We start from the raw sequence: 25,544 nt of genomic DNA, 5'->3' as shown, positions 1-25,544 counted from the left end.
CCTGCGGGTGGGGCGCCGATCCCGTACGGTGATCGGATGACCGATGTAGCCGTTCCGCCCGACACCAGCTCGGATTCCACCTCGACCCGTCGGGCTGTGCTGATCTACAACCCGGTCAAGCTCGACGCCGATGCCCTGCGCCCCGCACTGCAGGCGCTCGAAGCCGAGACGGGCTGGGCGGAGACGCTCTGGCTCGAGACCACCGAGGAGGACCCGGGCGCCGGGCAGACCGCTGAGGCGCTGAAGGTCGGGGCCGACGTCGTGATCGCCGCGGGTGGCGACGGAACCGTGCGCGTCGTGGCCGAAGCACTCCGAGGACAGGGGGTGCCGCTCGCCCTGCTGCCTTCGGGCACCGGCAACCTTCTGGCCCGCAACCTCGACCTCACCCTCGACGACGCCGAGAACTCGCTGCGCACGGCCCTCACCGGCAAGGACCGGCCGATCGACATGGCCGTGATCGACATCCGCGGCGACGACGGCAAGACGCGTCGGCACTCCTACCTGGTGATGGCCGGACTCGGCCTCGACGCGAAGATGCTCGCGAACACCGACGACGATCTCAAGGCGAAGGCCGGTTGGCTGGCCTACGTCAAGGCGATCGGCCTCGCGCTCCGCGACAAGAACCAGTTGCGCCTGCGCTACAACCTCGACGGCAAGGGCAACAAGACCCTGCGGGCGCACACGATCATGGTCGGCAACTGCGGTTCGCTTCCCGCCAACATCCTGCTGCTTCCGGATGCCGCCGTCGACGACGGAGAGTTCGACATCGTGGTGCTCCGTCCCGAGGGCTTCTTCGGCTGGATCCAGATCATGACCAAGATCTTCTGGGAGAACGGCGTGCTGCGCCGCACCACGGCGGGTCGCCGGCTCATGGGCCTCACCAAGGAGGTGCGGGCCCTGAACTACCTCAAGGGCAAGGAGCTCGTCGTCTCGCTGAGCCGGGCCGAGCAGATCCAGCTCGACGGCGACTCCTTCGGCGAGGCGCGCTCGTTCAAGACCTGGGTCGACCCGTCCAGCCTGATCGTGCGGATGCCGCCCGAGGCCTGAGCCGGGGCAACATGGTGGACGGTACGGAACGCGGGGAGCGCCCCGAGCGCGAAGAGCGACCAGTTCTGTCGGCCGAGGCCGTCGATGCCCTCGTCGCCCGCATCCGTTCGCTGTCGGATGCAGCCGGTCGACGGGTGCTCATCGGCATCACGGGTAGCCCCGGGAGTGGGAAGACCACGCTGGCGAGGGCCGTCGTGAACCGGATCAACGGGGGCGCAGCCGCGGCCGGACCTGCCGTGCACCTGCCGATGGACGGCTTCCACCTCGCGAACTCCACGCTCGACAGGCTCGGCATCCACGACCGCAAGGGAGCCATCGAGACCTTCGACGGCTGGGGCTTCGTCGCGCTCCTCGACCGCCTCCGCACGGAGCACGGCCATACCGTCTACGCCCCGAGCTTCAGGCGCACGGTCGACGAGGGGGTCGCGGGTGAGATCGCCGTCGAGGACTCCGCGACGATCGTCGTCATCGAGGGCAACTACCTGCTCTCGGATGCCGCACCCTGGTCGGGCGTGCGGGAGATGCTCGACGCCGCCTGGTTCTGCTCGACTCCCGTCGCCGAGCGCGAGCGCCGGCTGATCGACCGGCACACCCGCCACGGGCGAACGCCGGAGGCCGCCACGGCCTGGGCGCGCGAGGTCGACGGCGCCAACGCCGTGCTCATCGAGCAGTCGGTGGAGCGGGCCGACCTCGTCGTGTCCGGGGTGACCGGCGAGGTCCTGTGACCGGTGTGCGCGCTCGTTCTAGATGAGGTGGATGGTGACGTCGTCGACCCAGAGGGCGCTGGCGAGCAGAACGGCGAGGCTGCCCGTGACGGCCAGCAGTGCCGGGTGCGCGAGTCCGACGACGACGGCGTGCGTGCGCGGCATTCCCTCGAGGAAACCCTTCGGCAGGCGCGTGCGCCTCGGGTGCGCCCGCCAGCCGCGCAGTCGCGAGAGGTACCAGGCGTAGCGGAAGGTCAGCACCAGCCAGAGGAAGAGCACCACGACGGGAACGGCGGCCAGCAGCCAGCCGGCGCCGATGCCGAGGGTCGCGGTCTCACTGTCCTTGCCGGCGCTCTGCAGCTGGGCGGCGATCGTCGCACTCAGCACGACCGAGATCGTCCACGCCACGAAGGCGAAGGTGTACCCGGCGAAGCGGCCGAAGAAGTGCGCGAGCACGGACTCCGGGCGTTCGAGGTGGGAGCGGGGGGTCTGGCTCAGCACCACGATGGTCGCGGCGAAGCTCGGAAGCACGGCGATCACCACGAGCACGACCCAGATCACGGCGTGCAGGTCGAAGTGATCGGCGACGAACAGCAGTGCCACCCAGAAACCCGCCCAGATCCAGCCGGCAGCCAGGGCGTGCTCCACGAACCACGCGGGGTGGCGGTTCTCCATTCCGGCGGCGAGCCGGCGGGCTCGGCCAGGAGCCCCTTCCGGCTCGAGGGGAGGTGCCGGGTGCTGCTCCGAGGGCTGCGCCGGATGCGGCTCCGGCCGGTTCACGTCGTCCATCGACACCATCCTGCCGTGCGACCGCCCGATCCGCGCGCTCCGTCCCTAGGCTGAGAGGCATGTCGGATGCCGCTCTCCAGCCGTTCAGCCAGCACGCCGAGCCGGGCGCCCTCGACGATCTGCGGGAACGGCTTCTGAAGACGCGCTGGCCCGATGCGCCTGAAGACGCGGGCTGGAGCCTCGGCACCGATCTCGAGTACCTGCAGGAACTCGTCGCCTACTGGATCGATGAGTTCGACTGGGCAGCGCAGGAGGAGGCTCTCGACAGGTTGCCGCGGTTCAGCGCGCAGGTGGGCGGACTGGGCATCCACCTGGTGCACGCTCCGGCTGCGGATGACCGATCGGCGGCATCGGGCGGACCGTTCCCGCTCGTGCTCACGCACGGCTGGCCGGATTCGTTCTGGCGGTTCTCGAAGGTCATCCCGCTGCTCACCGACCCCGGTGCGCACGGCGCAGACCCCGCCGATGCCTTCGAGGTGATCGTTCCCGACATGCCCGGATTCGGCTACTCGGAGCATCCGTCGACACCCCTCGATTCTCGGGCCGTCGCCGGGCTCTGGGCCGAACTGATGACCGTCATCGGCCACGATCGGTTCGGCGCGGCAGGAGGCGACATCGGCAGCCATGTGAGCCGGTACCTCGCCCTCGATCATCCCGACAGAATCGTCGCCGTGCATCGAACGGATGCCGGCATCCCGGCACCGGGCGTCGACCTGTCCGAGCTCTCAGCCGACGAGCGCGCACTGGTGGCTGACGCGGCGCACTGGAATGCGACGGAGGGCGCCTACGGCGCGATGCACCGCACCAAGCCGCAGACCGCCGCCTTCGGCCTCACCGACTCTCCGGTGGGTCTGGCCGCCTGGATCGTCGAGAAGATGAGGGCCTGGAGCGACTGCGGCGGCGATGTCGAGCGGAGCTTCACCAAGGACGAGATCCTCACGAACGTCACGATCTACTGGCTGACGGGAACTATCGGCTCGTCGATGAGGATGTACAACGCGAATTCGAAGTTGCCCCCGGAGCAGCTGGCCCGGCGCGTGGAGGTGCCGTCGGGCTTCTCGATCTTCCCGGCTGACATCGTGCGGGCGCCTCGGGACTGGCTGGAGCGTTCGACCAATCTGGTGAGCGCAACCGAACCCGCTCGCGGCGGACACTTCGCCGCCTTCGAGGAGCCCGAGCTCTACGCGCAGGAGCTGCGCGACTTCTTCAGGCCGTTCCGAGCTCGGCTCTGACTGGTGCGTCCGGCCTACGTGCGGGCACGCCTACAGGATGAGCACCCCGTTGGGGTCTGTTGAAGGGCCATCCTCGCTCTCATCCTGTAAACGCTCGGATGGGGGGCGATGAGCCGCCGAGGGCAGGGAGTGGCTCGTGTCAGTCGGAGACGAGCTCGACGCTGAACGGGGCCCCGGTCGACTCGCGCACCTGCTCGATGGTGACATCCGGGGCCAGGTGCGTGAGCACCAGGCCGTCGGCGGTCACATCGAAATCGGCCAGGTCGGTGATGATGCGCTGCACGACCCTGAGCCCGGTGAGCGGCAGCGTGCACTCCGCGACGATCTTGGGGGCGCCGTCCTTCGCGACGTGCTCCGTCAGTACGACGACGCGCCTGGTGCCGGCCACGAGGTCCATCGCTCCGCCCATGCCCTTGACCAGCTTGCCCGGGATCGACCAGTTCGCCAGGTCCCCGCTGCCGGACACCTGCATCGCGCCGAGGAAGGCGACATCGACGTGGCCGCCACGGATCATGGCGAACGATTCGGCCGAGTCGAAGATGCTGCTGCCGCGAAGCACGGTGACGGTCTGCTTGCCGGCGTTGATGAGGTCGGCGTCCTCCTCGCCCTCGAAGGGGAACGGACCCATGCCGAGCAGACCGTTCTCGCTCTGCAGCGTGATGGAGAGGCCGTCGGGCACGTTGTTCGCCACGAGGGTCGGGATGCCGATGCCGAGGTTCACGTAGTCGCCGTCGTTCAGCTCACCGGCGGCGATGGCCGCCATCTGGTCGCGTGTCCATGGCATGTCAGTTGCCCCCCTCGGTGGTTGCGGCGTCGGTGGATGGTGCCGGGCGCACCGTGCGCTGCTCGATCGGCTTCTCGCGGTCGCTCGCCTGTACGAGGTGCTGCACGAAGATGCCCGGAGTCACGATGACGTTCGGGTCGATCTCGCCGACCTCGACGATGCGTTCGGCCTCGGCGACCGTGACGCGCCCGGCTGTGGCGACGGCGGGGTTGAAGTTGCGTGCTGTGTAGCGGTAGACGAGGTTGCCCTCCGTGTCGGAGAGATGGGCGCGCACGAGGGCGATGTCGGCCGTGATGGCCCGCTCCATGAGGTAGGTCTCGCCGTCGAAGTCGGCGAGCGGCTTGCCCTCGGCGACCTGGGTGCCGACACCCGTCTTCGTGTAGAAGGCCGGGATGCCGGCGCCGCCGGCGCGCAGCCGTTCGGCCAGCGTGCCCTGCGGCACGAACTCGACATCGAGGCGACCGTCGAGGTACTGGCTGGCGAACAGCCTGTTCTCGCCGACGTAGGACCCGATGACCTTGGCCACCTGGTTGTTCTCGAGCAGCACGCCCAGGCCCTTGCCGTCGACGCCCATGTTGTTCGACACGATCACGAGGTCCTTCGCCTCCGAATCGCGCAGGGCGTCGATGAGGTCGAACGGAACCCCGCTGAGGCCGAATCCTCCGACGGCGATGGTCATCCCGTCCGCGACCAGGCCGCTGATCAGCGCCCTGGTGTCCGTGGCCAGTTTCGTCACGTTGCTCCCTCTCCATCGAGTGGCGCCGCGGAGACGGCGTCGTTCCGACCCTAGGACGGCATCCGGCGCCGATCAACATGTGGACTAGCATGTGGAATTCCGGAGAGAAAGTTTCACACTATGGAACGTCGGATGCCGCAACCGCCCGCGGGCACCCAGGTGGTGCAGCGCGTGGGAACGCTCCTCCGCGAGGTCACCAGTGCGCGCGCGGACGGCGTTCGGCTGAACGACCTCGTCGCAGCGACGGGGCTGACGAAGCCCACCGTGCATCGGCTGCTCAACTCCCTCGCGGCCGAGGGGCTGCTCGACCAGGACGAGTCGAGCGGACGTTGGTTCCTCGGCGCCGAGATGTACGTGATGGGGTCGGCCGCTGCGAGCCGCTTCCCGATCGAGGAGATCGCGCATCCGTCGCTCGTGCGGCTGGCCGCATCCACCGGGGAGTCGGCGTTCCTCTCGATGCGCCGGCGCGACGAGACCATCTGCCTGCTGCGTGAGGAGGGGAGCTTCCCCATCCGGTCGTTCGTGCTCGCCGAGGGCACGCGGTTCCCGCTGGGGATCGGCTCGGCAGGGCTCGCGATCCTCGCCCACCTCGATGAGGCGGAGCAGGAGGAGCATCTCGCCAGGCTCGATCTCAGCGGCAACCGCCACGGTGTGAACCAGACCCTCGCCGGCATCCGAGCGACGATCGCCGATGCGCAGGAGGTCGGCTACGTCGTCAACCCAGGACGCATCGTCGAGGGCAGTTGGGGCATGGCGGCCGCGATCTTCGACCGAGCGAATCGCCCGATGTGGGCACTCACGCTCACCGGGATCGAGAGCCGGTTCAAGCCGGAGCGGCAGAAGGAACTGGGCAGGGCACTGCTGCTCGAGGCCCATAGGGTGTCGCGCAGGCTGGCGAACCACGGAGAGTGATCGGCCCGCGGGCCGTCAGCTGATCGGGTGGAGTGCCGGTGGGGTCCACTCGCCCGACCGAACGGACTCGTGGGGGAGGTAGAGCCGCAGGTCCGCTGTGAACGGCTTTCCGGCCGGCGTGGGAAGCCAGTTGCTCTCGCGAACGCCGTCGGGAAGCTCGGGCGAGAACACGAGCTCGATCGAACCGTCGGCGGATGCCGCCAGCGGGTGCTCCGACCCCACCGTGAACCGGCCTGCGGCGTTCGGGACGAGCATGTAATCGGGCTTCCCGTAGACGGTGAGCGACCAGAAACCATCGACCACGTCGCCAGGCAAGGCGTCGGCGGCGAATGTCATCCGGTACGACCTGTCGCCGGTCGTCGGCTGATCCTGGGCGTCGACATGGAGCAGTTCGTAGACGGCCTCGTTCGACGAGTTCCACCAGATGCCGCCGAAGTTGGCCGTGGCCCGGAACCAGAAGTCGTCACCGAACTTCGGGTACGCCGCCGTGGAGGACCACCCGTTGGTGACGTTGCCGAAATGGGTCACGAAGTGCACGAACGCGGGGATCGCGACGGACGCGATGGTCTCATCGACCTCCGCTTTCCGGCTGGAATCCGAGCCGATGTAGGCCGCGATGCCGGACACGAGCGGTTGCAGTTCTCCAGCCCTGCCGCAGGCGTCGACGGGGGCGAGCGCGGCCGCGACGTAGGGCTCGGTGAACATCCACGCGCCGGGCAGGTGGGCGTTGTCGAAGTCGGGCAGGTCGGTCGGGGCTGTCAGTGTCGGTGAGCCGAGCGACGACAGCGTGAACCGGTGCTGCAGATCCACAGCAGCGTCGACATCGTCGCCGATCTGCACCCTGGCGAGCATCTTGGCCTTCGAGGAGGGGATGTCGATGCGCAGGCAGCCGTCGGGAATGTCAGGTTCGGTGCCCTCGAGGCAGATCGCGTAACGACCGTAGGGGGCGTCGGGGAAGTTGCGCTCATTGATGTTGTGGGTGATCTCGGCCCACTCGTCCACGATCTGCACCGTGTAGTACCGGTCGGCGGGTACGGCCGGGATCTCCAGAATGGCCGGCGTGGCCGCATCCACCGCTATCCAGGCCTCCGAGTACACGACATCCAGGTTCGGGTTCACGAAGGTGGGGGCCGTCCCGGCCGAGGAGCCGACGACGACAGCCGGGTTGTGCTTGATGACGTTGTAGTCGACACCGTCCTCGGCCAGGTCGATTCTCTCCTGACGCATCACCAGGTACCGGCCGAGAAGGTACACCCATGCCTGCGTGACGTCGTCGGGGCTGGGTGCGGTGATCTGGCTCATGATCCTCATTCGACGTTCGACGGTGCGAGTGCCTTCAACGATAGGCGCCGTCAGCCGTGCGAGGGAGGCGCCTCGCGCTCGCACGGCTGCACCGTCTCCACTGTCGAGGTGTCAGATGCTCAGCTCGTGGCCGAACCTGAACAGCGGATCCTTCGTGTCGAAGGGGACGTCCTCCCGGCTGGCCTCCACGGCGGCCATGCTGCTCGGCAGGTCGAATGGCAGGCGACCCCGGGCTTCCGCGGCGCCCGTGAGCCCTCCGCTGATCGAGTGGCCCGCGAGAACTCAACAAGCACCCCGCTGATTGAGTAGCCCGCTCGCCTCCGCTGATTGAGTAGCCCGCGAGCGCAGCGAGCAGGCGTATCGAAATCACTCCCGACGGTCCTCCTCCACAAGCGCGCCCTCACGCGATCGAATCCACAGGTTGTTGATGACAAAATGCCGATCAGATGCCTATTCGTCACAACCCCAATGTCGGTGGGTACCCCTAGCGTGAAGGTATGGAATCACTCGGCCAGCGGATGCGGGAGGCAGTCGCAGCGACGCGCGCGCTCCTGGCAGAGGCCGCTGATGCCGCAGTCGTGCCCGCACTGAGCGATCGCGACATGCTGGCGTTCACGGCAGCGACCGAAGACGCCGGTCGGGCGCTCGATGCCGTGCGGGTCATCGCGGCGGGCGAGCTCGCGCATCGATCCCGCACGATCCTGGGTTCGGAATCGTTGGCGAAGCGGATGGGGTTCCAGACCGCGGCGGAACTCATGGAGCAGATGATCCGCATCAGTACGCCCGCAGCCCGGGCGAGGCTGCGACTGGGGTCCCAGACCCGGCCGGCCATCACCATGACGGGAGACGAACTTCCGGCCGAGTTCGATGCGGTGCGGGCTGGGCTGGCGACCGGGCGGCTGGGCATCGATTCTGCACAGGTCATCACCCGAGTACTCAGCGCGGCCAAGGCCGGCGCGCCGACCGACACGTACTCCAGATTCGTTCCGGCTGAGCATGAGCTCGTGTGTTCCGCCATCGGAGCGGCCGCCGAAGCCGGCGTTCCGGCCCTACCGCCCGTGACGCCGTCCTGCACCCGCGACGAAGCCCAGGTGTGGGCGGAATTCCTGAATCCCGACGGCGCCGAGCCGACGGAGAAGCAGTTCGCGTCACGCGGGTTCTGGTTCAAGCCGGCCCCCAATGGCATGATCCCGTTCAGTGGGCTGGCCGTTCCCGAACTCGCCGCGAGCATGCAGGCGGTCTTCACCGCCATGACCAACCCGCGCCAGTCCGAGCGGTTCATGCCCGAGCATGAGCTGGCGGCTCTGGAGCAGCAGCGTGCCGAGCAGGAACAGCAGAGCGGCCTCGAGCCCGCGCAACGGAAAGACCCGCGAAGCCGCAGCCAGCGCATGCATGACGCCTTGATCACGGTGTTCGACATCGCCGGCCGGTCTGGCGAACTGCCCACGCTGGGAGGGGCGTCTCCGACGATGGTCGTCACCGTCTCCGCCGAAGACCATGGGTCCGGGCACGGAGTCGGGCACGTCGACGGTCTCGAGGTCCCGATCAGCATGGCGGCCGTGCGGCAGGCGTGCTGCGCCAACGGCATCCAGGCCGTCGACCTCGCTGCGAATGGCAGGGTCCTGGCCCTCGGCACGACCGAACGGTGCTTCAACCGGGCCCAACGCCGGGCGCTGGATGCCCGTGACGGCGGATGCGTGATCTGCGCGCGACCCGCCGTCGAGACCGAGGCGCACCATGTCGTCCCGTGGTCGGTCGAAAGACGAACTCACGTCGACAACGGGGTGCTCCTGTGCTGGTTCCATCACCGCACCATCGAGACCCGCGGCGGGTGGCGGGTGCGCATGGTCGACGGCAGCCCCGAGATCATGCCGCCGCCCGAACTCGGTCCGCCCGAGTGGCGACCCGCCCGACGAGGCCGGGTGCGACAGGCGCACGCCCTTCGACAGCGGATGCACGATCAACGGTGATGCGCGATCAGCACGAACAGCGGTCCTGGTGGACCCGCGCGTCAGCGATAGTGCTGCTCGCCGCGTTCCGCCTTCTCGATGATGTCGCGGATGCGGGCCGCCCGCACAGCCGGCGTCTTGATGTTGCCGATGCGGAAGTACACCCGGAACCGATCGACCTTGGTGAGACTCTCGAAGAAGGCGGCAGCCGCCGGGCTGGACTCGAGTGCGATCTGCAGGTCGGGCGGTGCGACCGCGTCCTTCTGGCGGTAGGCGGCATCCCAGCGGCCGTCGCCTTTCGCACGTTCGATCTCCGCGATGCCGCCCGGCCGCATGCGGCCCTCGTCGATCAGGCGGGCGACGTGCTCGCGGTTGATCTGCGACCACGGGCTGTTCTTACGGCGGGGAGTGAAGGCCTGCAGGGTGTAGTCGTCATCGAAGCGGCCCGCCTGCCCGTCGATCCAGCCGTAGCAGAGGGCGACGTCGAGGGCTTCCGACCAGGTGATGCCCGGAGCCGACGAGCTCTTCTTGCGGAGCTTCAGGCGCACGCCACCGTCGTCGGGCGTTCCCGAGAGGTACGCCTCCCACTCCTCGATGCTCACGTCGAGGATCGGCTTGTCGGCAAAGCTCACCATGGGTACGACGCTAGCGCGCCCCTGCGACGCCGGGGAGCCCGCGTGTCAAGCACGCGTGCCACCACGCGAATCGGGAACCTCCATCCGCATCACGGTGTTGCCCTGCCCCTTGGGCCGCACGAAGGTGAAGCCCACTCGCTCGTAGAGGGTGCGAGTGGCGTTGTAGAGGAATGACGCCGACACCTTCTTGCCCGGCGGCACCTCGTGCGGGTAGCCCTCGACGATGCCGCCGCCGGCCTGAGCGATCAGCTCGACCGCACCGCGCACGGCGAGTTCGGCGACCCCTTCTCGACGATGGTGCTTGTCCACGAACAGGCACGTGATCCTGAAGTCCGGCAGGCGGTCGAGTGTCGCAAGGTACTGCTTCTGGTGGTGGATGACCGGCAGTTCATCGGGCGTGCCGTACTCGGCCCAGGCGATCGCGGTGTCGCCGTCGAACACCAGCGCGGCATGGGCACGGCCTTCGCGCACGAGGCGCTCCTTGTAGGCGCGGTTGCCCTCGGCGGTCTTGCCCCTCTCCTCGCAGGCGGGGTGGAACCACGTGCACCAGCATCCGCCCCACACCCCGTTGTGGCGCTCCGCCAGGTCGGCGAAGGCGTCCCAGGTCTCCGCGGTCAATGGCCTGATCTCGTGGTCGTCCATGTCGCGGAACTCTACGACTGCGGAGTCGTCAGCGCTACGGTGGAGCGGTGATCCAGCACACAGTGAGCTTCGCCCTGCAGCACCCGCACGATTCGTCGGAGGAACGTGCCTTCCTGGCGGATGCAGCCGCCATCCTCCCGTCCATTCCCGGCGTGCGGAACTTCCGCATCTCGCGTCAGGTCAGCGAGAAGAGTTCGCACGCGTTCCAGTTCTCGATGGAGTTCCCGGATGACGCCGCGTATGCCGCGTACAACGGGCATCCGTCGCACGTGGAGTTCGTGCAGACCCGCTGGGTGCCCGAGGTGGCCGACTTCCAGGAGCTCGACCTCGTTCCGTTCGAGCACGACGCCTAGCCTCCTGGCGGCGTGCGGCGGCTGACATCTCAGAGGCCGCGCCACCGGTTCATCGGCGCGGGATCGTCGACCCGCGGATGACCAGGCGCACCGGGAGGTACTCGGTGCCTCCTGAGAGCTGCGTGCCGTCAACGCCGCTGGCCCCGCCGGCCCCGGCCCCGCCCGCACCGGCGCCGGTGCTGTCGAGAGCATCGAAGATGCGCGTCGCTGCCGCGCGTCCCAACTGCTGGAGGTTCGCGTCGATCGTGGTGAGGCCGGGTCGCGCGTTGGTCGCGAGGATCTCCCAGTTGTCGTAGCCGATGACCGCGACGTCCCCGGGAACATCGCGACCGAGGTCGCGGAGAGTGTCGAGCGCGCCTCGGGCGATCTGGTCGGAGCCGCAGACGATGCCGTCGACGTCGGGGAACTGACGGAGCAGCATGGCCGACGCGTCGCGTCCCCAGTGCTCGGACCAGTCGGAGTACATGGGGGAGCCGACGAGCTCCAGGCCGGCAGCGGTCAACGCCTCGATCACCCCGACGGACCGGTCCTGAGCCGCTGCGAACGACGGGTCACCCGAGATCAGCGCGATGCGCCGGCGACCGCAGGAGAGCAGGTGCTCCACGGCCAGTCGCCCGCCGGCGCGGTTGTCCGGCGTGAGGGAGATGTCGGTCGGATCGTCGGACGGCGCATACGCGTAGACCACCGGAACGGGGATGTCGTGACCGAGTGATGGTCGGGGGTCGGTCTGGCGGCCCACGACGATGATGCCGTCCACCCGGCGGGTGAGCAGGGCCTTCAGGTGGTGCTGCTCGCGGATGGCGTCGCCACGCGCGTCGCACAGGAAGACGTTCACCTGGCCGGCGCCGAACGCGTCTTCCGCTCCCATGAGGATGGGGATGACGAAGCGACCCTCGAGGTCGCTGGTGAGCAAGCCCACCGTGCCCGTGCGTCCGTTGATGAGGCCACGCGCGAGTTCGTTGGGCGTGAAGGAGATCTTCTCGGCCGCCGCCATGACGCGCTCACGGGTGGCCGGAGCGACTTGGTCTCGACCGTTGATGGCCTTCGACGCCGTGGCGATCGAGACGCCGGCGAGCTTCGCGACATCGCTGAGGGTCGCCGCACGTCCCATGGATGCACCTGCTTCCCGCTCGACCATGCACTGCTCCCTTCGCGTTTCGTAAACGTTACAGGATGTCGCTATTGACGGGCGGGATTGGCCCGCGATACCGTACCGAAAAGCATTTCGGATATTTCGGCATTACGCCGCCGCGCAGCATCGGGCCCCCACCCGGCCCACTCAATGACGAGTTCGAAGGAGTACTTCCATGACACGCACCATGAACCGACGGATGCGCAGGGTCGGAGCCCTGGTCACCGCCGGCATCCTGCTGGCCGGCCTCGCCGCCTGTTCCAGCTCGGATCCCGGAACCACAGCCGCGAGCGCCGGGCCCGACGGGGTCGACGACGGCACGTCGCTCACCCTGTGGACGCGCGCTCCGCTCGAGAAGCAGGCGAACCTGCTGGTCGACGCGTACAACGCCAGCCACGACAACCAGGTCAAGCTCACCGTGGTCCCCAACGACGACTACGTCGCCAAGGTGGGAGCGGCAGCCGGCTCCAACAGCCTTCCCGACCTGTTCGCTGCCGACATCGTCTACGTTCCCAACTGGGTGAAGCAGGGCCTGTTCCAGGACCTCACCGCGAACATCGACGGCCTCGACTTCAAGGACTCGATCAACAAGGGCCACCTCGCTGCCGGAACCGCCGATGGCAAGGAGCACGTGCTCCCGTTCGTGCTCGACCTGTCGATGCTGTTCTGGAACAAGGAGCTCGCCACCGAGGCCGGTCTCGATGCCGATGCCGGTCCGGCCGACCTCGCCGAGTTCGCGGAATGGGCCAAGGCGATCCAGGGTCTGAACAAGCCGGACACCTACGGAACGGCCACCGGCCTGAACTGCGGCGGATGCCTCGTCTTCACCTGGTTCCCGAGCGTGTGGGCGGCCGACGAGCAGGTCATGAACGAGGAGGGCACCGAGTCCCTGCTCGCGAGCGACACCGCGAAGGAGATCTACAGCACCTGGGCCGACCTGTGGAAGTCCGGCGCCGTGCTGCCGTCGTCGAAGGACGAGGCGGGGCCCACCTGGACCGCCGGCTTCACCGAGGGCAAGGTCGGGCTGATGCCCTACCCGGCGACGCTGCTGTCGTCGACGCCGTTCGACGTCGGCGTCTCCGGCATCCCCAGCCCTAAGGGCGGCGGATCGACCTTCGTGGGTGGTGACGGCATCGGCGTGTCGAAGGACTCGAAGAAGGCCGCCCAGGCCTGGAACTTCCTCAACTGGATGATGTCGGAGGAGGCCCAGGTCGGCGTGCTGGCGAAGGACAACGACGTGGTCTCGCGTTCCGACCTCGCGACGAACGAGTACTCCGAGAAGGACCCGCGCCTCATCACGATCAACGAGGTCGCCGGCGAGGGTGACACCCCGGTCTCGCTGAACTTCCAGGAGGCGTTCAATTCGCCCACCAGCCCGTGGCTGACCCTGGTGCGGAACGCCGTGCTCGATGGCACGGACACCGTGGACGCCGACAACGACGCGATCACGGACGTGCTCTCCCAGTAGCAGACGGAGGGGTGCGCCGGTCGACCATCGGCCGGCGCACCCGACTCCCGCCCTGACAGCACAGCATCGAAAGGCACCTCCATGAGCGTCACAGCTCCCCTCATCCCAGCCGAGATGGCGCCTCATCGGCGTCGTCGGCGTACATCGGGCCGTGCCGGCGTCGGCTGGCTGTACGCCCTGCCGACCGCCCTGTTCGTGCTGTTCCTGTTCATCCTGCCGCTGCTGCTGGTGTTCAAGATGTCGGCATCCGAGTGGCCGCTGCTCGGCGGAGACCAGGGGTGGAACTTCCCCGAGAACTACGCGAGCGCCATCAGCAACAGGTTCTTCCTCGACTCCGTGCTGTTCACGCTCAAGTACACGGTGCTCGCGACCATCCTGCTGATCGGGCTCGGGCTGGGGCTCGCGTTGCTCGTGCAGGAGTCGAGTCGCTGGAAGGGCTTCCTGCGTGCGTCCTTCCTCATCCCGAGCGCCCTGGGGCTGGCATCGGCTTCGCTTCTGTTCTACGTGCTCTACTCGCCGATCGCCGGGCCGTTCGCCCAGCTCACGCAGGCCTGGGGCTTCACCTTCCTGGGAACCCCGGATGCCGCCCTCTGGTCGACGCTGTTCCTCATCGTCTGGCGCTACGCGGGCTTCTACATGCTGCTCATGCTCGTGGGACTGCAGGGCATCCCCGACGAGGTCTACGAGGCCGCGCGGATTGATGGGTCGTCGCGGTGGCAGACGTTCCGTCACGTCACGATCCCGTTGCTCAAGCCGACGCTCGCGCTCACGACGGTGCTCTGCGTGACGGGCTCCCTGCTCGCCTTCGAGCAGTTCTACATCCTCACCAAGGGCGGCCCCGACAACAGCACCATCACCGTCGTGCAGTTGATCTACAGCATGGCCTTCCAAGGGCAGAACGACCTCGGCGTTGCCGGCGCGCTCTCGGTCATCGTGCTGGCAGCCCTCGTCGTCATCAACATCGTGCAGATCCGCGGCTTCAGCCGGAAAGTGGAGGACTGAGCCATGACCGACACCCTCGCACGACCACCGCGCACGGAGACGTCATCCGTCGCCTCGGTCGCACCCCGCCAGCATCGCCGTCGCTACTCGGTCGCCGGCATCGCCCTGCAGATGCCGTTCTGGGTCTTCACCGCGGCGATCGCCATCATCTTCCTCTACCCGTTGGTCTGGACGGCGATCTCCTCCGTGGCTCCTCGAGCCGGTACGAACCAGACCGACGGCTGGGGCCCCGGCAACTACATCACCCTCGCCAACTACCAGGACGGCATCGGACAGTACATCCTCAACTCGGTGTTCGTCTCGCTGCTCACCGTCGTGCTCACCCTCGTGATCTCGCTGCTCGGCGGGTACGCCTTCGCACGCTTCGAGTTTCGGGGCAAGAACACCCTCTTCCTCGCGACGATCGCGATCCTGATGGTGCCCTACGCCACCCTGCTCATCCCTCTGTACGTGCTGCTGAACATGGTGGGGCTCTCGAACTCGCTGGTGGGGGTGGCGCTGGTGCTCACCATGTTCCAGTTGCCGTTCTCCACCTTCATGATGCGGATCTCGTTCGAGTCCATTCCACGCGAGCTCGACGAGGCGGCCATGGTCGACGGATGCACCTCGTGGACCGTGCTGTGGCGCGTGCTCGTTCCCGCCGTGAAGCCGGGCCTCATCACCGTCGGGCTGTTCGCCTTCCTGGCTGCATGGAACGACTTCATGGCCCCGCTCATCCTCATCAACGACTCCGCGCGCATGACGCTGCCGCTGGCCATCTCCAACCTGCGCGGCCAGGTGCAGGGCGTCGTCGACTACGGGGCGACCGAGGCCGGTGTCGTCGTCCTCGCCCTGCCCTGCATCCTGCTGTTCCTCATTCTTCAACGCCACTACGTGCGCGGATTCATGTCCGGCGCCTTCAAGGGATGACCATGACCACCACAACACGCTTTCCCGCCGCCCCCGTCGTCCCGACCACGGGAGCACTGCGCCCACTGGGCGTCGACGAAGTGCACATCACCGACGGATTCTGGGCCGAACGACAGAGCGTCAACGGCTCGGCGACGCTGGCGCACATCGAGCACTGGCTGGAGAAGGACGGGTGGCTCGGCAACTTCGACCTGGCTGCATCCGGAGCCCTGCCAAGTGGCCGCCGAGGCCGGGAGTTCTCCGATTCCGAGGTGTACAAGTACCTCGAGGCGCTCGCATGGGAGATCGGTCGACGAGGCCAGGATGCCGCCCTCGAGGCCCGTTTCCGTGCCGTCGTCGACCGCGTCGCCGCAGCACAGGAGGCCGACGGCTACCTGAACACCAACTTCGGCCGCTCCGGTCAGGGTGCCCGCTGGTCCGACCTCGAGTGGGGCCACGAGCTGTACTGCCTGGGGCATCTCTTCCAGGCCGCCGTTGCGCGTGAGCGCACCTCGCCCGGTTCCGATGACGGCCTGCTCCCAGTGGCGACTCGCGCGGCAGACCTGGTGTGCTCCGTCTTCGGAGACGACGGCATCCAGTCGGTGTGCGGTCACGCCGAGGTCGAGGTGGGGCTGGCAGAACTCGGACGACTCACGGGGGAGCGGCGCTACCTCGCGCAGGCGGCCCTGTTCGTCGACCGACGCGGCCACGGCACCCTGGCCGACATCGAGTGGGGGCGGTCCTACTTCCAGGACCACGTTCCCGTGCGCCGGGCCGACGCCCTCACCGGGCACGCCGTCCGCGCCAACTACCTGGCGGCCGGCGCTGCGGACGTCGCCGTCGAGAGCGGCGACGCCGAATTGCTCGGCGCGCTCAGGCGCCAATGGGACCGCACCGTGGCGCGGCGCACCTACGTCACCGGAGGGCAGGGCTCCCACCACCAGGACGAGGCGTTCGGCGATGACTGGGAGCTGCCGCCGGATCGCGCGTACTCCGAGACGTGCGCCGGCATCGCCTCGATCATGTTCAGCTGGCGGTTGCTGCTGGCCGCGGGAACGGGAGGCGCGGCAGACGCCCGCTACGCCGACCTCATCGAGCGCACGCTCTTCAACGTCGTGGCGACCTCGCCCTCCCGGGAGGGTACGGCGTTCTTCTATGCGAACACCCTGCACCAGAGGACGCCGGGGCAGCCGTCGTCGCCTGATGTCATGTCGCCTCGGGCCTCGTCATCGCTGCGCGCGCCGTGGTTCGAGGTCTCCTGCTGTCCGCCCAACGTCGCCCGCACGTTCGCGAGCCTCGCCGGGTACATCGCCACGACGGATGACGATGGCCTGCAACTGCACCAGTACGCGACGGCGTCCATCCGCACGCAACTGGCCGGCGGGCGCGACATCGCCGTGGACGTCGCGACGCGCTACCCGGCCGATGGCGCGATCGCCGTGACTGTCGTCGACGACGTGGCGGATCCGATCACCATCTCTCTGCGCGTGCCGGGGTGGGCGGCATCCGCGAGCCTGACTCTGCGCGGTGTCGACGGCTCGGTCGAGTCGATCGATGCCGAACCGGGCTACGTGTCGGTGCGCCGGGCGTTCCGTGCGGGGGATGTGCTCGAGCTCGACCTCCCGATGCGCGCGCGCTTCTCCGTGCCGGACCCGCGCATCGACGCGATCCGCGACAGCGTCGCCGTGGAGCGCGGCCCGATCGTCTACTGCCTCGAGTCCAGCGATCTCCCGGCCGGCCCCGATGCGTTCAGCGAGCTCCGGGTCGAGAGGTCGATGCAGCCCATCGACGACGACTCGGGCGTCGCGGTGGTCCTCCGCGCAGAATCGGCGGACGCGGCGGATGACGATGGCTGGCCCTATTCGGCGACGGATTCCGCAAGGTCGACCGAGGCTCCCGCTCCGGCTCCGGCTCCGGCTCCGGCTCCGCTCACGGTGAATCTCGTGCCGTACCACCGCTGGGCAGAGCGGGGTCCGTCCACGATGCGCGTCTGGCTGCCTGTGCACCACGCGCTCTGAAGCTCGGGCTGCGGCGATCGTCCATGACGCCGCAGCCCGTTCACACGAAGGGGTCCACCAGCGCCGTGTAGCCGCAGCCGAGGCAGCGCAGGGAGATGAGCATGCCGATGTCGTCCCCGCCGATCACGCCGCCGTCCATGGCGTCACCGCACTGCGGGCAGGGCTCGGGGCTGACGAACCGCGGCTCATCGCCCTCGTCGATCTCCACGCGACTCAGCGCAGCTCGGCGAGGGCCATCGCGCCGTTGTAGACCTGGCGCACCCGCCACGACGAGACGCCGCGGTGCTCGGCGATCCGTTCGGCAGCGACCTCGGCCTCTGCCTGCGAATGGAAGGTGCCGACGAGCTGGGGCTTGGTGTCGAATTCGATGACGTACTCCACCTGTTCAGGGTAGCCGCGGCTGCCCGGCACTGCTGCGCTCGTCGAGCAACGACGAAGCCCCCGACCGCGAGATCGGGGGCTTCGGGCAGCTGATGCCGCAGAACGGTCGTCGGTCGACCGCGGTGGCTGACTAGCGGCGGTCGAAGCGTGCTCCGGCCGGGTCGGAGTCGAGGATGAGGAAGACCAGCACGATGATGCTGCCGACGAACGGGATCAGGCCGAGGAACCAGAATCCACCGGATCGGTTGGTGTCGTGCAGACGACGCCAGCTGATCGCGAGAGTCGGGATGAGGACAGCGAGGCCCCACACGGCGTAGACGATCGACATGATGACGCCGAAGGGAGACATGTTGGGGGTCGTGAGGCCGGTCGCGGCATCCGTCGTCGAGCCGCCACTGACGGCGCCGACGATGAACAGCACGTACAGAACCGTGCTGACGATGACGAGGAAGAGGTACGACCACCAGAACTCGCTGCGGCTGGCGCGACCCGAGAAGGTGGCGTACTTCGACCAGAACCGGGAGACGGCCTGGCCGAAGCTGGCTCCGTAGAGCGGAGCGTCGAGAGGAGTGGCGGGAGCGGACGGAGCTGTGGTCATCGGTTGGTCTCCAAGAGGGAAGGATCAGGTGGGTGGATCGCCGCGCTCTGCGTGCGGCAGAACCGAGAGTGGCAGATGAGCGTGCCTCACGTGGGGAGGCGCGCAACGCGAGTTCACACGGGGCCGGCCTCCGCGGGCTGTCGCACTGATCAGCGGTTCTCGTTCGCGTCGCCCCGCCGTCGCCGATCGCGAGTTGATGTCGGTGCCGGGCGGCGGCGTTCACCCGGGAGTGCCAGACTGGTCGCGCACCACCGACGATGGGAGTGATCGCATGGCGAAGAACAAGGTCGAGAAGGCAGCGGCGAAAGCGCTGGAGAAGGCGAAGGACGCTGTCGCGGACGCCAGGCGCACGGCCAAGAAGGCCGGGGCGAAGGCGAAGCGGCGCGCTGCCAAGGTCGAGTCGGAGCTGAAGGTCCTCGCCGCGAAGATCGAGAAGGACGCGGCCAAGCGCGCGAAGAAGGATGCGCTGGCGAAGAAGATCGCACCGGTCAAGCCTGCACCCGTGAAGCCTGCGCAGATCGCCCCCGTGAAGCGGGCGAAGATCGCCCCCGTCAAGCCGGCGCCGCAGAAGAAGATCGCGCCTGTGTCCGCGAAGCCGGTCCGAGCGAAGGCGACCGGGCCCGCGAAGGCCTCGGTGCCGCCCGAGACCGATGTCGTGATCGTGCCCGCTGCAACAGAGGCGGCTCCAGCGGACGTGAGCACTCCGACATCGACACGTGCCAGCGCCCTCACCGACGAGGCGGCCGAGCGCGGCGACCTCAGTGGGCTCACCGTCATTCAGCTCCGGGGCCGAGCTCGGGAGAAGGGGATCACCGGTTACGGAAAGTTCACCAAGGCGCAACTCATAGCTTCCCTCGCAGACTGACGCCGGTCATACGATCGGCCGTGGGCAGCCGTGCTGAACTGGCGCGCGACCCTGATTCGATGCGAGTTGGAGTGAGACCGTGACAGCACCCCTCGCAGGACTCCTCGATCGCGCCGCTGACGCGCCGGCGCCGCGCACACTGCTCGACGTGCTCCGCCAGACGACCGCGGAGCATCCTGACTCCTCGGCCATCGAGGACGCCCTCGGTGCCGTGAGCTACCGGCAGATCATGGCCGCCGTCGTGCAATCGGCCGCTCGCCTGCACGAGGCCGGCGTGCGCCGTGGAGACAGGGTCGGCATCCGCATGCAATCGGGTGCGCGTGAGCTCTACATCGCCATCCTCAGCGTTCTCGCGGCCGGCGCAGCCTACGTTCCGGTCGACGCCGACGATCCGCAGGAACGGGCCGACCTCGTCTTCGGCGAGGCGCAGGTGGTCGGCGTGATCTCCGGAGCCGGGGGATTCGTCGCCACGGAGCGGCCCGTTCCCGCGACGGATGCCACCGCTGATGCCGAGTCCGCGCCGGCCGTTCCGCTCTTCGACGGAGCCAGCGCACACCCGAGCACGCACGCCGCCCCTCTGCTCACGTCTCCGACCGTCGACGACGACGCCTGGATCATCTTCACCTCGGGCTCGACGGGCACACCGAAGGGCGTCGCCGTCACCCATCGATCCGCGGCCGCCTTCGTCGATGCCGAGGCCCGGCTCTTCCTCCAGGGCTCCCCGCTCGGTCCGGGCGACAGGGTGCTCGCCGGCCTCTCCGTGGCCTTCGACGCCTCGTGCGAGGAGATGTGGCTCGCCTGGCGCTACGGCGCGTGCCTGGTTCCTGCTCCGCGCTCTCTAGTGCGGTCCGGCATGGACCTCGGGCCCTGGCTCGTCACCCACGGCATCTCGGTCGTCTCGACCGTGCCAACGCTCGCAGCCCTCTGGCCCGTCGAGTCCCTCGAGAACGTGCGTCTTCTCATCTTCGGCGGAGAGGCGTGCCCGCCAGAACTCGCCGAGCGCCTGGCATCCCCCGAGCGTGAGGTCTGGAACACCTACGGGCCGACGGAGGCGACGGTCGTCGCCTGCGCAGCACTCCTCGACGGCTCGGTGCCGGTGCGTATCGGCCTGCCACTCGACGGATGGGCGCTCGCGGTGGTGGATGCCGATGGCGTCCCCGTCGCCGACGGCGGGGTCGGCGAGCTCATCATCGGAGGCGTCGGACTCGCGCGCTACCTCGATGCGGCGAAGGATGCGGAGAAGTACGCACCGCTGCCGAGCCTCGGCTGGCACCGCGCCTACCGCAGTGGCGACCTCGTGCAGTTCGATCGTCGCGGACTCGTCTTCCAGGGCCGCGCCGACGACCAGGTCAAGGTGGGTGGCCGGCGCATCGAACTCGGCGAGGTCGAGGCGGCCGTCCAGGCGCTCCCCGGCGTCACCGGAGCCGCGGTGGCCGTGCGTCGCACCGCAGCAGGCAACCAGATACTCGTCGGCTACATCTCCGTCGCCGACCGCGCGTCCTTCGACCAGGGGGCCGCTCGCGCCCGCCTCGCCGAGGAGCTGCCCGCCGCCATCGTCCCGCTCCTCGCCATCGTCGACGAACTGCCGACCCGCACGTCGGGCAAGGTCGACAAGGCCGCGCTGCCCTGGCCGCTCAGCACCGACGCGACGGACGACGTCGACGGCGACTCGACGACGCAGTGGCTCGCGGCTCACTGGCTGGCGGTGCTGGGAGTTCCCGCATCCGGTTCCGATGCCAGCTTCTTCGACCTGGGCGGCGGATCCCTGTCGGCTGCCCAGCTCGTCAGCCGCATCCGTGAGCGGGACCCAGAGTTCACTGTGGCCGACATCTACGACTACCCGCGGCTCGGTGCCATGGCGGCTGAGCTGGACACCCGGGTGCGCGCCCAGACCGACACTGTCACCACAGGGTTCCGAGAGTCGGCCCCGACGCCGCGGTCGACGCAGTGGCTGCAGACCCTCGTCGGCATTCCGCTGTTCATCCTGAGCGGGGTGCGCTGGCTGCTCTACCTGCTCTCCGCCACGCAGATCCTGACCTGGGTCAGCGACGACTTCGCGTTCCTGCCCGTCGTGCCGCTCTGGCTGCTCGTCGTCGGCATCCTCGTCTTCGTCACCCCGTTCGGGCGCATGGCCATCGCCGTACTCGGCGCACGGATGCTCCTCTCCGGCGTCGAGCCCGGCGACTACGCCCGCGGCGGCTCCGTGCACATGCGCATGTGGCTGGCCGACCAGATCGCCCACCAGATCGGCGCCGTCGGACTGGCCGGTGCACCCTGGGTCAGCTACTACGCGCGTGCCCTGGGCGCGAAGATCGGCCCCAACGTCGACCTGCACACGATGCCACCCGTCACCGGCATGCTGACGATCGGAGAGGGCGCCGCCGTCGAGCCCGAGGTCGACCTCGCCGGGTACTGGATCGACGGCGACGTTGTGCGCATCGGACGCATGCGCATCGGCGCCCACAGCACGATCGGAGCCCGCAGCACGTTGCTGCCCGGCGCGCGCATCGGGAAGTACGCCGAGATCGCCCCGGGCTCGGCCGTCTTCGGTCGGGTGCCGTCGGGTCAGCGCTGGGCCGGGTCTCCTGCCGAACGCATCGGACCCGCCCCCGCGCGGCGCGACCGGCCGGAGCCCGCCCGCCGCACGCGGTGGCTGTGGGCGTACGCCGCCGCATCGCTCGTGCTCTCGCTGCTGCCGATCATCGCGTTCGGGGCGGGTGGTGTCGTCATCGCCGCCGGGATGCGTGGATCCGACGACCTGGCGGATGCCGCGCTGGCCGCGGCCGTCTGGCTCGTGCCGGCGACGCTGGTCACCGGCGTCGTCTTCGCCGGCCTCGTCGTGATCCTGGTGAGGCTTCTCGCCATCCGGCTCGACGCCGGGCGCCATCCCGTGCGCAGCCGCATCGGCTGGCAGGCGTGGAGCACCGAGCGCCTCCTCGACGCCTCCCGTACCGTGCTGTTCCCGCTGTACTCCAGCCTGTTCACCCCCGTCTGGCTCCGGATGCTGGGGGCCACGGTCGGCCGGGGAGTCGAGGCGTCGACGGTGCTGCTCATTCCGTCGATGACCACCATCGACGACCACGCCTTCCTCGCGGACGACACCATGGTCGCCTCCTACGAGCTGCAGGACGGCTGGATGGTCGTCGGCCCCGCGCGCATCGGGAAGCGCGCCTTCCTGGGCAACTCGGGCATGGCCGCCCCGGGGCACCGGGTGGCCAAGGACTCGCTCGTGGCCGTGCTCTCGGTGGCGCCGGCCAAGTCCAAGGCCGGATCGTCCTGGCTCGGATCTCCTCCTGTGCGCCTGCGGCGGGCGAACGTGGCGGGAGACGAGACCCGCACCTACAACCCGACCCCCGGCCTCCGGGTCGCGCGCACCCTGTGGGAGCTCTGTCGCATCCTGCCCGTCTTCGTCACCTGCGGCATCGGCCTCGGTGTATTCTTCGCGCTCGCCGCGCTCGTCGAATCGACCGGCCCGATCGTCACCGTCCTGCTGAGCGGGGTCGTGATGCTCGGAGCCGGCGGGGTCGCCGCAGCCCTCACCTCGCTCGCGAAATGGGTGTTCGTCGGCCGCATCAGGGTGGGGGAGCATCCGCTCTGGTCGAGTTTCGTCTGGCGTACCGAGGTCTCGGACACCTTCGTCGAGATGGTGGCGGCACCCTGGTTCGCCCAGACGGCGGCCGGTACGCCGGCGCTCGCCGTCTGGATGCGCACCCTCGGGGCGTCGATCGGTCGCGGCGTCTGGTGCGACAGCTACTGGTTGCCCGAGGCGGACCTCGTTCGACTCGGGGACGGGTCGACAGTGAATCGCGGCTGCGTCGTGCAGACGCACCTGTTCCATGATCGAATCATGAGCATGGATGTCGTCACTCTCGATGCTGGAGCGACCCTCGGGCCGCACAGCGTCATCCTTCCCGCCGCCCGCATCGGGGCGCACGCCACGGTGGGGCCGGCCTCGCTCGTGATGCGCGGTGAGGAGGTTCCGGTGGGCAGTCGGTGGAGCGGCAACCCGATCGGACCGTGGCGCGTCGTCACGACAGCGGACTACCACGTGCGGGTGCGGTGATGGCGGCCGCCGGAGTCGGCGCCGAGACCGCCGGAGACTCCTACCTGCCCGCCAGCGGCAATGGCGGATACAGCACGCTCAGCTACGACCTCGACCTCAGGTACCGCATCACCACGAATCGGCTCACCGCCACGGCTGTCGTCTCAGCCGTCGCCACTCAGGAGCTCAGCCGCTTCAGCCTCGACCTCGTGGGCCTGCGGGCATCACGGGTGAGCGTCAACGGACTGAGGGTGGAGTTCCGGCAGACCGCGACGAAGCTGCGGATCACACCGGCGCTCCCGCTGATCGACGGGGAGCGGTTCGCCGTGTCGGTCGAGTACGCGGGTGCTCCGAAGCCCCGCCGCACGCGGTGGGGGACCCTCGGCTGGGAGGAACTCGACGACGGGCTCCTCGTCGCGTCCCAGCCCTCGGGTGCTCCGACGTGGTTCCCGTGCAACGATCATCCGTCGGACAAGGCGACCTATCGCATCCGTTTCGAGACCGAGGCGGCGTACCGGGTCGTCTGCAACGGGACGCTCACGAGTTTCCGCGTGGTTGCCGGCCGCGGCCAGTGGACGTACGAGCAGCGTGAGCCGACGGCCAGCTATCTCGCGACGGTTCAGATCGGTCGCTACGCTGCCACGGACCTGGCGTTGGGCGGCACGGCAGGAACGCTCTACTTCCCGCCGGCGATCGAGCGGGCGGTCCTGGCGGACTTCGCCGATGTCCCCAGGATGTTCTCCGTCTTCGAGCAGGCCTTCGGGCCCTACCCGATGGAGTCCTACGGCGTCGTGGTGACCGCCGATGTGCTGGAGATCCCGCTGGAGGCGCAGGGGCTCGCCGTGTTCGGGTCGAATCACGCCGACGGACGTGGCGGATCGGAGCGGCTCGTCGCGCACGAGCTCGCGCACCAGTGGTTCGGCAACAGCGTCGGGCTGGGCGCGTGGAGGGACATCTGGCTCAACGAGGGCTTCGCCTGCTACGCCGAGTGGATCTGGTCGGAGGCCTCGGGCTCGATCGGCGCCGACGCCCTCGCCCGTCAGCACCGGGTGGAGCTCTCCCATCTGCCGTCCGACCTCGTCGTCGGAGACCCCGGTGCTGCGCACATGTTCGACGACCGCGTCTACAAGCGCGGAGCGCTCACTCTGCACGCCCTGCGTCTGACGGCGGGTGATGCCGCGTTCTTCGGGGTACTGCGGGCCTGGGCCGATCTCAAGCGTCACGGCACTGCGTCGACCGCGGAGTTCGTCGCGCTCGCCGAAGCCCGGACCGGCCTGGTGCTCGGAACGCTGTTCACGGCCTGGCTGTACGAGCGCGAACTCCCGGCTCTGCCGTCACTCTCGGGTCGCTGACCGCCATGCCGCCGGCCTCGGCGACGGCCCTGCCGACGGCGAGGCTCACGACGGCACGCCGGCGGCCGCCAACGGTGATGCTCCGGTCGAGGACGGTGTAGTTCGTCGCGCTTCCGGCGACGGATGCCGTCAGCCTGCCGGCTGCTCGCCTCACCGTCACGGCTGCAGGGTCGACGAGCAGACCGCGTCCGTCTGCCTTCAGCACGGCCTCGACGCGGGTCCAGCGGCGCAGGGTGGAGACCGCCGCGCTTGGTCGCCGCAAGCCTGGTCGCCGCGTGCCCGACCGTCGCGGAACCAGCTCATCGATGGCCCGCAGCCGCTCAGGAGAGCCGGCGATGGTCTCCACATCCACGCCGACCGACGAGCCGGCAGTCGCGGGCAGGACGGCGGCCACGACCAGATCGACCGTGCGCGACAGACTGGCATGCGGTGCTTCCGCGCCGGGAATGTCGATCCGAGGGATCCCGTGTTCTCCGCCGCAGCTCGGACACTCCGCCCGCACCGAGATCGCCTCGAGCGGCAGCCCGCAGAGCTCGGCGCTCAGCTCGCGGAGGAGCATCCGCCCGACGAGGAAGCCGTCGCGTCGCTGCTCCGTCGGCTCGGTCTCCCATCGGGCGCGTTCCTGCTCGCTGACGAGCTCGAGGATGCGGAGTCGCCGCTCGTCGCTCAGTGTCGACGCCTCCCAGCGCACGATGGCGCGGGTCACCTGAGCG

At 68.8% G+C, this 25,544-nt stretch carries 24 protein-coding genes; 13 read left to right on the top strand and 11 right to left on the bottom strand.

The genetic code is table 11. The features are described 5' to 3' along the window. Positions 1-36: 36 nt before the first annotated feature. Positions 37-1,047: a diacylglycerol/lipid kinase family protein gene (locus ASC59_RS07620; protein ID WP_055820351.1), complete on the top strand. Its 1,011-nt coding sequence runs from the start codon at positions 37-39 to the stop codon at positions 1,045-1,047. Positions 1,048-1,058: 11 nt separating this feature from the next. After that, positions 1,059-1,772 carry a nucleoside/nucleotide kinase family protein gene (locus ASC59_RS07615; protein WP_082513469.1) on the top strand — a complete coding sequence of 238 codons (714 nt, stop codon included), beginning with the start codon at positions 1,059-1,061 and terminating at the stop codon, positions 1,770-1,772. Between the two features lie 18 nt (positions 1,773-1,790). Here the strand turns inward: ASC59_RS07615 and ASC59_RS07610 are convergent, their stop codons facing one another. After that, a complete protein-coding gene (locus ASC59_RS07610) occupies positions 1,791-2,540 on the bottom strand; it encodes a hypothetical protein (protein WP_055820349.1) in 750 nt (249 codons plus the stop codon). Between the two features lie 59 nt (positions 2,541-2,599). Between ASC59_RS07610 and ASC59_RS07605 the strand changes: the two genes are divergently transcribed. Beyond that, the gene (locus tag ASC59_RS07605; RefSeq protein ID WP_055820345.1) at positions 2,600-3,772 is read left to right on the top strand and encodes an epoxide hydrolase family protein; all 1,173 of its coding nucleotides are present in this window, start codon (positions 2,600-2,602) and stop codon (positions 3,770-3,772) included. 139 nt (positions 3,773-3,911) lie between these two features. Here the strand turns inward: ASC59_RS07605 and ASC59_RS07600 are convergent, their stop codons facing one another. Next, positions 3,912-4,556, bottom strand: coding sequence for a CoA transferase subunit B (locus tag ASC59_RS07600; RefSeq protein WP_055820343.1), 645 nt, complete (start codon positions 4,554-4,556; stop codon positions 3,912-3,914). A gap of 1 nt (position 4,557) precedes the next feature. Beyond that, entirely contained in the window at positions 4,558-5,235 is a 678-nt protein-coding gene (locus ASC59_RS07595) for a CoA transferase subunit A (protein ID WP_055823014.1), read from the bottom strand. Positions 5,236-5,424: 189 nt separating this feature from the next. Between ASC59_RS07595 and ASC59_RS07590 the strand changes: the two genes are divergently transcribed. Further along, positions 5,425-6,204 carry an IclR family transcriptional regulator gene (locus tag ASC59_RS07590; RefSeq protein ID WP_055820341.1) on the top strand — a complete coding sequence of 260 codons (780 nt, stop codon included), beginning with the start codon at positions 5,425-5,427 and terminating at the stop codon, positions 6,202-6,204. Between the two features lie 15 nt (positions 6,205-6,219). On the opposite strand, the gene ASC59_RS07585 is transcribed toward ASC59_RS07590, so the two are convergent. Then, positions 6,220-7,506: a DUF1214 domain-containing protein gene (locus ASC59_RS07585; protein WP_162243177.1), complete on the bottom strand. Its 1,287-nt coding sequence runs from the start codon at positions 7,504-7,506 to the stop codon at positions 6,220-6,222. 497 nt (positions 7,507-8,003) lie between these two features. On the opposite strand from ASC59_RS07585, the gene ASC59_RS07580 reads away from it, so the two are divergent. After that, positions 8,004-9,476: an HNH endonuclease signature motif containing protein gene (locus ASC59_RS07580; RefSeq protein ID WP_082513466.1), complete on the top strand. Its 1,473-nt coding sequence runs from the start codon at positions 8,004-8,006 to the stop codon at positions 9,474-9,476. A gap of 41 nt (positions 9,477-9,517) precedes the next feature. Here the strand turns inward: ASC59_RS07580 and ASC59_RS07575 are convergent, their stop codons facing one another. Together ASC59_RS07575 and ASC59_RS07570 are read right to left on the bottom strand one after the other, a co-directional pair. Beyond that, the gene (locus ASC59_RS07575) at positions 9,518-10,090 is read right to left on the bottom strand and encodes a YdeI/OmpD-associated family protein (RefSeq protein ID WP_055820332.1); all 573 of its coding nucleotides are present in this window, start codon (positions 10,088-10,090) and stop codon (positions 9,518-9,520) included. Positions 10,091-10,135: 45 nt separating this feature from the next. Next, on the bottom strand, positions 10,136-10,732 hold the full coding sequence (locus ASC59_RS07570; RefSeq protein WP_055820329.1) for a hypothetical protein: 597 nt from the start codon (positions 10,730-10,732) through the stop codon (positions 10,136-10,138). 47 nt (positions 10,733-10,779) lie between these two features. On the opposite strand from ASC59_RS07570, the gene ASC59_RS07565 reads away from it, so the two are divergent. Beyond that, positions 10,780-11,085 carry a Dabb family protein gene (locus tag ASC59_RS07565; RefSeq protein WP_055820327.1) on the top strand — a complete coding sequence of 102 codons (306 nt, stop codon included), beginning with the start codon at positions 10,780-10,782 and terminating at the stop codon, positions 11,083-11,085. A 49-nt stretch (positions 11,086-11,134) separates the two neighbouring features. Here ASC59_RS07565 and ASC59_RS07560 read toward each other — a convergent pair whose 3' ends face one another. After that, positions 11,135-12,196, bottom strand: coding sequence for a LacI family DNA-binding transcriptional regulator (locus ASC59_RS07560; RefSeq protein WP_235492615.1), 1,062 nt, complete (start codon positions 12,194-12,196; stop codon positions 11,135-11,137). Positions 12,197-12,392: 196 nt separating this feature from the next. On the opposite strand from ASC59_RS07560, the gene ASC59_RS07555 reads away from it, so the two are divergent. The 4 genes from ASC59_RS07555 to ASC59_RS07540 all read left to right on the top strand — a co-directional run bounded on the left by ASC59_RS07555 (position 12,393) and on the right by ASC59_RS07540 (position 17,593). Then, positions 12,393-13,685: an ABC transporter substrate-binding protein gene (locus ASC59_RS07555; RefSeq protein WP_055820321.1), complete on the top strand. Its 1,293-nt coding sequence runs from the start codon at positions 12,393-12,395 to the stop codon at positions 13,683-13,685. Positions 13,686-13,766: 81 nt separating this feature from the next. Then, on the top strand, positions 13,767-14,687 hold the full coding sequence (locus ASC59_RS07550; protein WP_055820317.1) for a carbohydrate ABC transporter permease: 921 nt from the start codon (positions 13,767-13,769) through the stop codon (positions 14,685-14,687). 3 nt (positions 14,688-14,690) lie between these two features. Then, a complete protein-coding gene (locus ASC59_RS07545; RefSeq protein ID WP_082513465.1) occupies positions 14,691-15,596 on the top strand; it encodes a carbohydrate ABC transporter permease in 906 nt (301 codons plus the stop codon). Further along, positions 15,593-17,593: a glycoside hydrolase family 127 protein gene (locus ASC59_RS07540; protein WP_055820315.1), complete on the top strand. Its 2,001-nt coding sequence runs from the start codon at positions 15,593-15,595 to the stop codon at positions 17,591-17,593. Before ASC59_RS07545 ends, ASC59_RS07540 begins: the two co-directional genes overlap by 4 nt. A gap of 40 nt (positions 17,594-17,633) precedes the next feature. On the opposite strand, the gene ASC59_RS17195 is transcribed toward ASC59_RS07540, so the two are convergent. From ASC59_RS17195 to ASC59_RS07530, 3 genes are all read right to left on the bottom strand, one after another. Beyond that, positions 17,634-17,801 (bottom strand): hypothetical protein, encoded by a 168-nt coding sequence (locus ASC59_RS17195; protein WP_157487954.1) that lies wholly within the window; start codon positions 17,799-17,801, stop codon positions 17,634-17,636. A gap of 5 nt (positions 17,802-17,806) precedes the next feature. Beyond that, on the bottom strand, positions 17,807-17,974 hold the full coding sequence (locus ASC59_RS07535; protein WP_157487953.1) for a hypothetical protein: 168 nt from the start codon (positions 17,972-17,974) through the stop codon (positions 17,807-17,809). Positions 17,975-18,104: 130 nt separating this feature from the next. Continuing rightward, positions 18,105-18,572 carry a DUF805 domain-containing protein gene (locus tag ASC59_RS07530; RefSeq protein ID WP_055820308.1) on the bottom strand — a complete coding sequence of 156 codons (468 nt, stop codon included), beginning with the start codon at positions 18,570-18,572 and terminating at the stop codon, positions 18,105-18,107. 271 nt (positions 18,573-18,843) lie between these two features. Here ASC59_RS07530 and ASC59_RS07525 point away from each other — a divergent pair, with 271 nt between their 5' ends. The 3 genes from ASC59_RS07525 to ASC59_RS07515 all read left to right on the top strand — a co-directional run bounded on the left by ASC59_RS07525 (position 18,844) and on the right by ASC59_RS07515 (position 24,831). Continuing rightward, a complete protein-coding gene (locus ASC59_RS07525) occupies positions 18,844-19,437 on the top strand; it encodes a hypothetical protein (protein ID WP_157487952.1) in 594 nt (197 codons plus the stop codon). Positions 19,438-19,516: 79 nt separating this feature from the next. Then, the gene (locus tag ASC59_RS07520) at positions 19,517-23,500 is read left to right on the top strand and encodes a Pls/PosA family non-ribosomal peptide synthetase (protein WP_055820303.1); all 3,984 of its coding nucleotides are present in this window, start codon (positions 19,517-19,519) and stop codon (positions 23,498-23,500) included. Further along, on the top strand, positions 23,500-24,831 hold the full coding sequence (locus ASC59_RS07515; protein WP_055820300.1) for a M1 family metallopeptidase: 1,332 nt from the start codon (positions 23,500-23,502) through the stop codon (positions 24,829-24,831). The genes ASC59_RS07520 and ASC59_RS07515 overlap by 1 nt, the downstream gene beginning before the upstream one ends. On the opposite strand, the gene ASC59_RS07510 is transcribed toward ASC59_RS07515, so the two are convergent. Then, the gene (locus ASC59_RS07510) at positions 24,773-25,537 is read right to left on the bottom strand and encodes a 4'-phosphopantetheinyl transferase family protein (RefSeq protein WP_055820297.1); all 765 of its coding nucleotides are present in this window, start codon (positions 25,535-25,537) and stop codon (positions 24,773-24,775) included. The two genes, ASC59_RS07515 and ASC59_RS07510, sit on opposite strands and share 59 nt — an antisense overlap. Positions 25,538-25,544 lie beyond the last annotated feature (7 nt).

Source organism: Leifsonia sp. Root1293 (assembly GCF_001425325.1).
Taxonomy (GTDB): domain Bacteria; phylum Actinomycetota; class Actinomycetes; order Actinomycetales; family Microbacteriaceae; genus Orlajensenia.
The sequence above is the reverse complement of the archived record's forward strand: the minus strand, read 5'-3'. Positions and strand labels throughout refer to the sequence as shown.

Excerpts from the sequence above, each read along its gene's own strand:
- ASC59_RS07620 (WP_055820351.1), top strand. The coding sequence starts at position 37 with ATGACCGATGTAGCCGTTCCGCCCGACACCAGCTCGGATTCCACCTCG.
- ASC59_RS07615 (WP_082513469.1), top strand. The coding sequence starts at position 1,059 with ATGGTGGACGGTACGGAACGCGGGGAGCGCCCCGAGCGCGAAGAGCGA.
- ASC59_RS07610 (WP_055820349.1), bottom strand. The coding sequence starts at position 2,540 with ATGGACGACGTGAACCGGCCGGAGCCGCATCCGGCGCAGCCCTCGGAG.
- ASC59_RS07605 (WP_055820345.1), top strand. The coding sequence starts at position 2,600 with ATGTCGGATGCCGCTCTCCAGCCGTTCAGCCAGCACGCCGAGCCGGGC.
- ASC59_RS07600 (WP_055820343.1), bottom strand. The coding sequence starts at position 4,556 with ATGCCATGGACACGCGACCAGATGGCGGCCATCGCCGCCGGTGAGCTG.
- ASC59_RS07595 (WP_055823014.1), bottom strand. The coding sequence starts at position 5,235 with ATGACCATCGCCGTCGGAGGATTCGGCCTCAGCGGGGTTCCGTTCGAC.
- ASC59_RS07590 (WP_055820341.1), top strand. The coding sequence starts at position 5,425 with ATGCCGCAACCGCCCGCGGGCACCCAGGTGGTGCAGCGCGTGGGAACG.
- ASC59_RS07585 (WP_162243177.1), bottom strand. The coding sequence starts at position 7,506 with ATGAGCCAGATCACCGCACCCAGCCCCGACGACGTCACGCAGGCATGG.
- ASC59_RS07580 (WP_082513466.1), top strand. The coding sequence starts at position 8,004 with ATGGAATCACTCGGCCAGCGGATGCGGGAGGCAGTCGCAGCGACGCGC.
- ASC59_RS07575 (WP_055820332.1), bottom strand. The coding sequence starts at position 10,090 with ATGGTGAGCTTTGCCGACAAGCCGATCCTCGACGTGAGCATCGAGGAG.
- ASC59_RS07570 (WP_055820329.1), bottom strand. The coding sequence starts at position 10,732 with ATGGACGACCACGAGATCAGGCCATTGACCGCGGAGACCTGGGACGCC.
- ASC59_RS07560 (WP_235492615.1), bottom strand. The coding sequence starts at position 12,196 with ATGGGACGTGCGGCGACCCTCAGCGATGTCGCGAAGCTCGCCGGCGTC.
- ASC59_RS07555 (WP_055820321.1), top strand. The coding sequence starts at position 12,393 with ATGACACGCACCATGAACCGACGGATGCGCAGGGTCGGAGCCCTGGTC.
- ASC59_RS07550 (WP_055820317.1), top strand. The coding sequence starts at position 13,767 with ATGAGCGTCACAGCTCCCCTCATCCCAGCCGAGATGGCGCCTCATCGG.
- ASC59_RS07545 (WP_082513465.1), top strand. The coding sequence starts at position 14,691 with ATGACCGACACCCTCGCACGACCACCGCGCACGGAGACGTCATCCGTC.
- ASC59_RS07540 (WP_055820315.1), top strand. The coding sequence starts at position 15,593 with ATGACCATGACCACCACAACACGCTTTCCCGCCGCCCCCGTCGTCCCG.
- ASC59_RS07530 (WP_055820308.1), bottom strand. The coding sequence starts at position 18,572 with ATGACCACAGCTCCGTCCGCTCCCGCCACTCCTCTCGACGCTCCGCTC.
- ASC59_RS07525 (WP_157487952.1), top strand. The coding sequence starts at position 18,844 with ATGGCGAAGAACAAGGTCGAGAAGGCAGCGGCGAAAGCGCTGGAGAAG.
- ASC59_RS07515 (WP_055820300.1), top strand. The coding sequence starts at position 23,500 with ATGGCGGCCGCCGGAGTCGGCGCCGAGACCGCCGGAGACTCCTACCTG.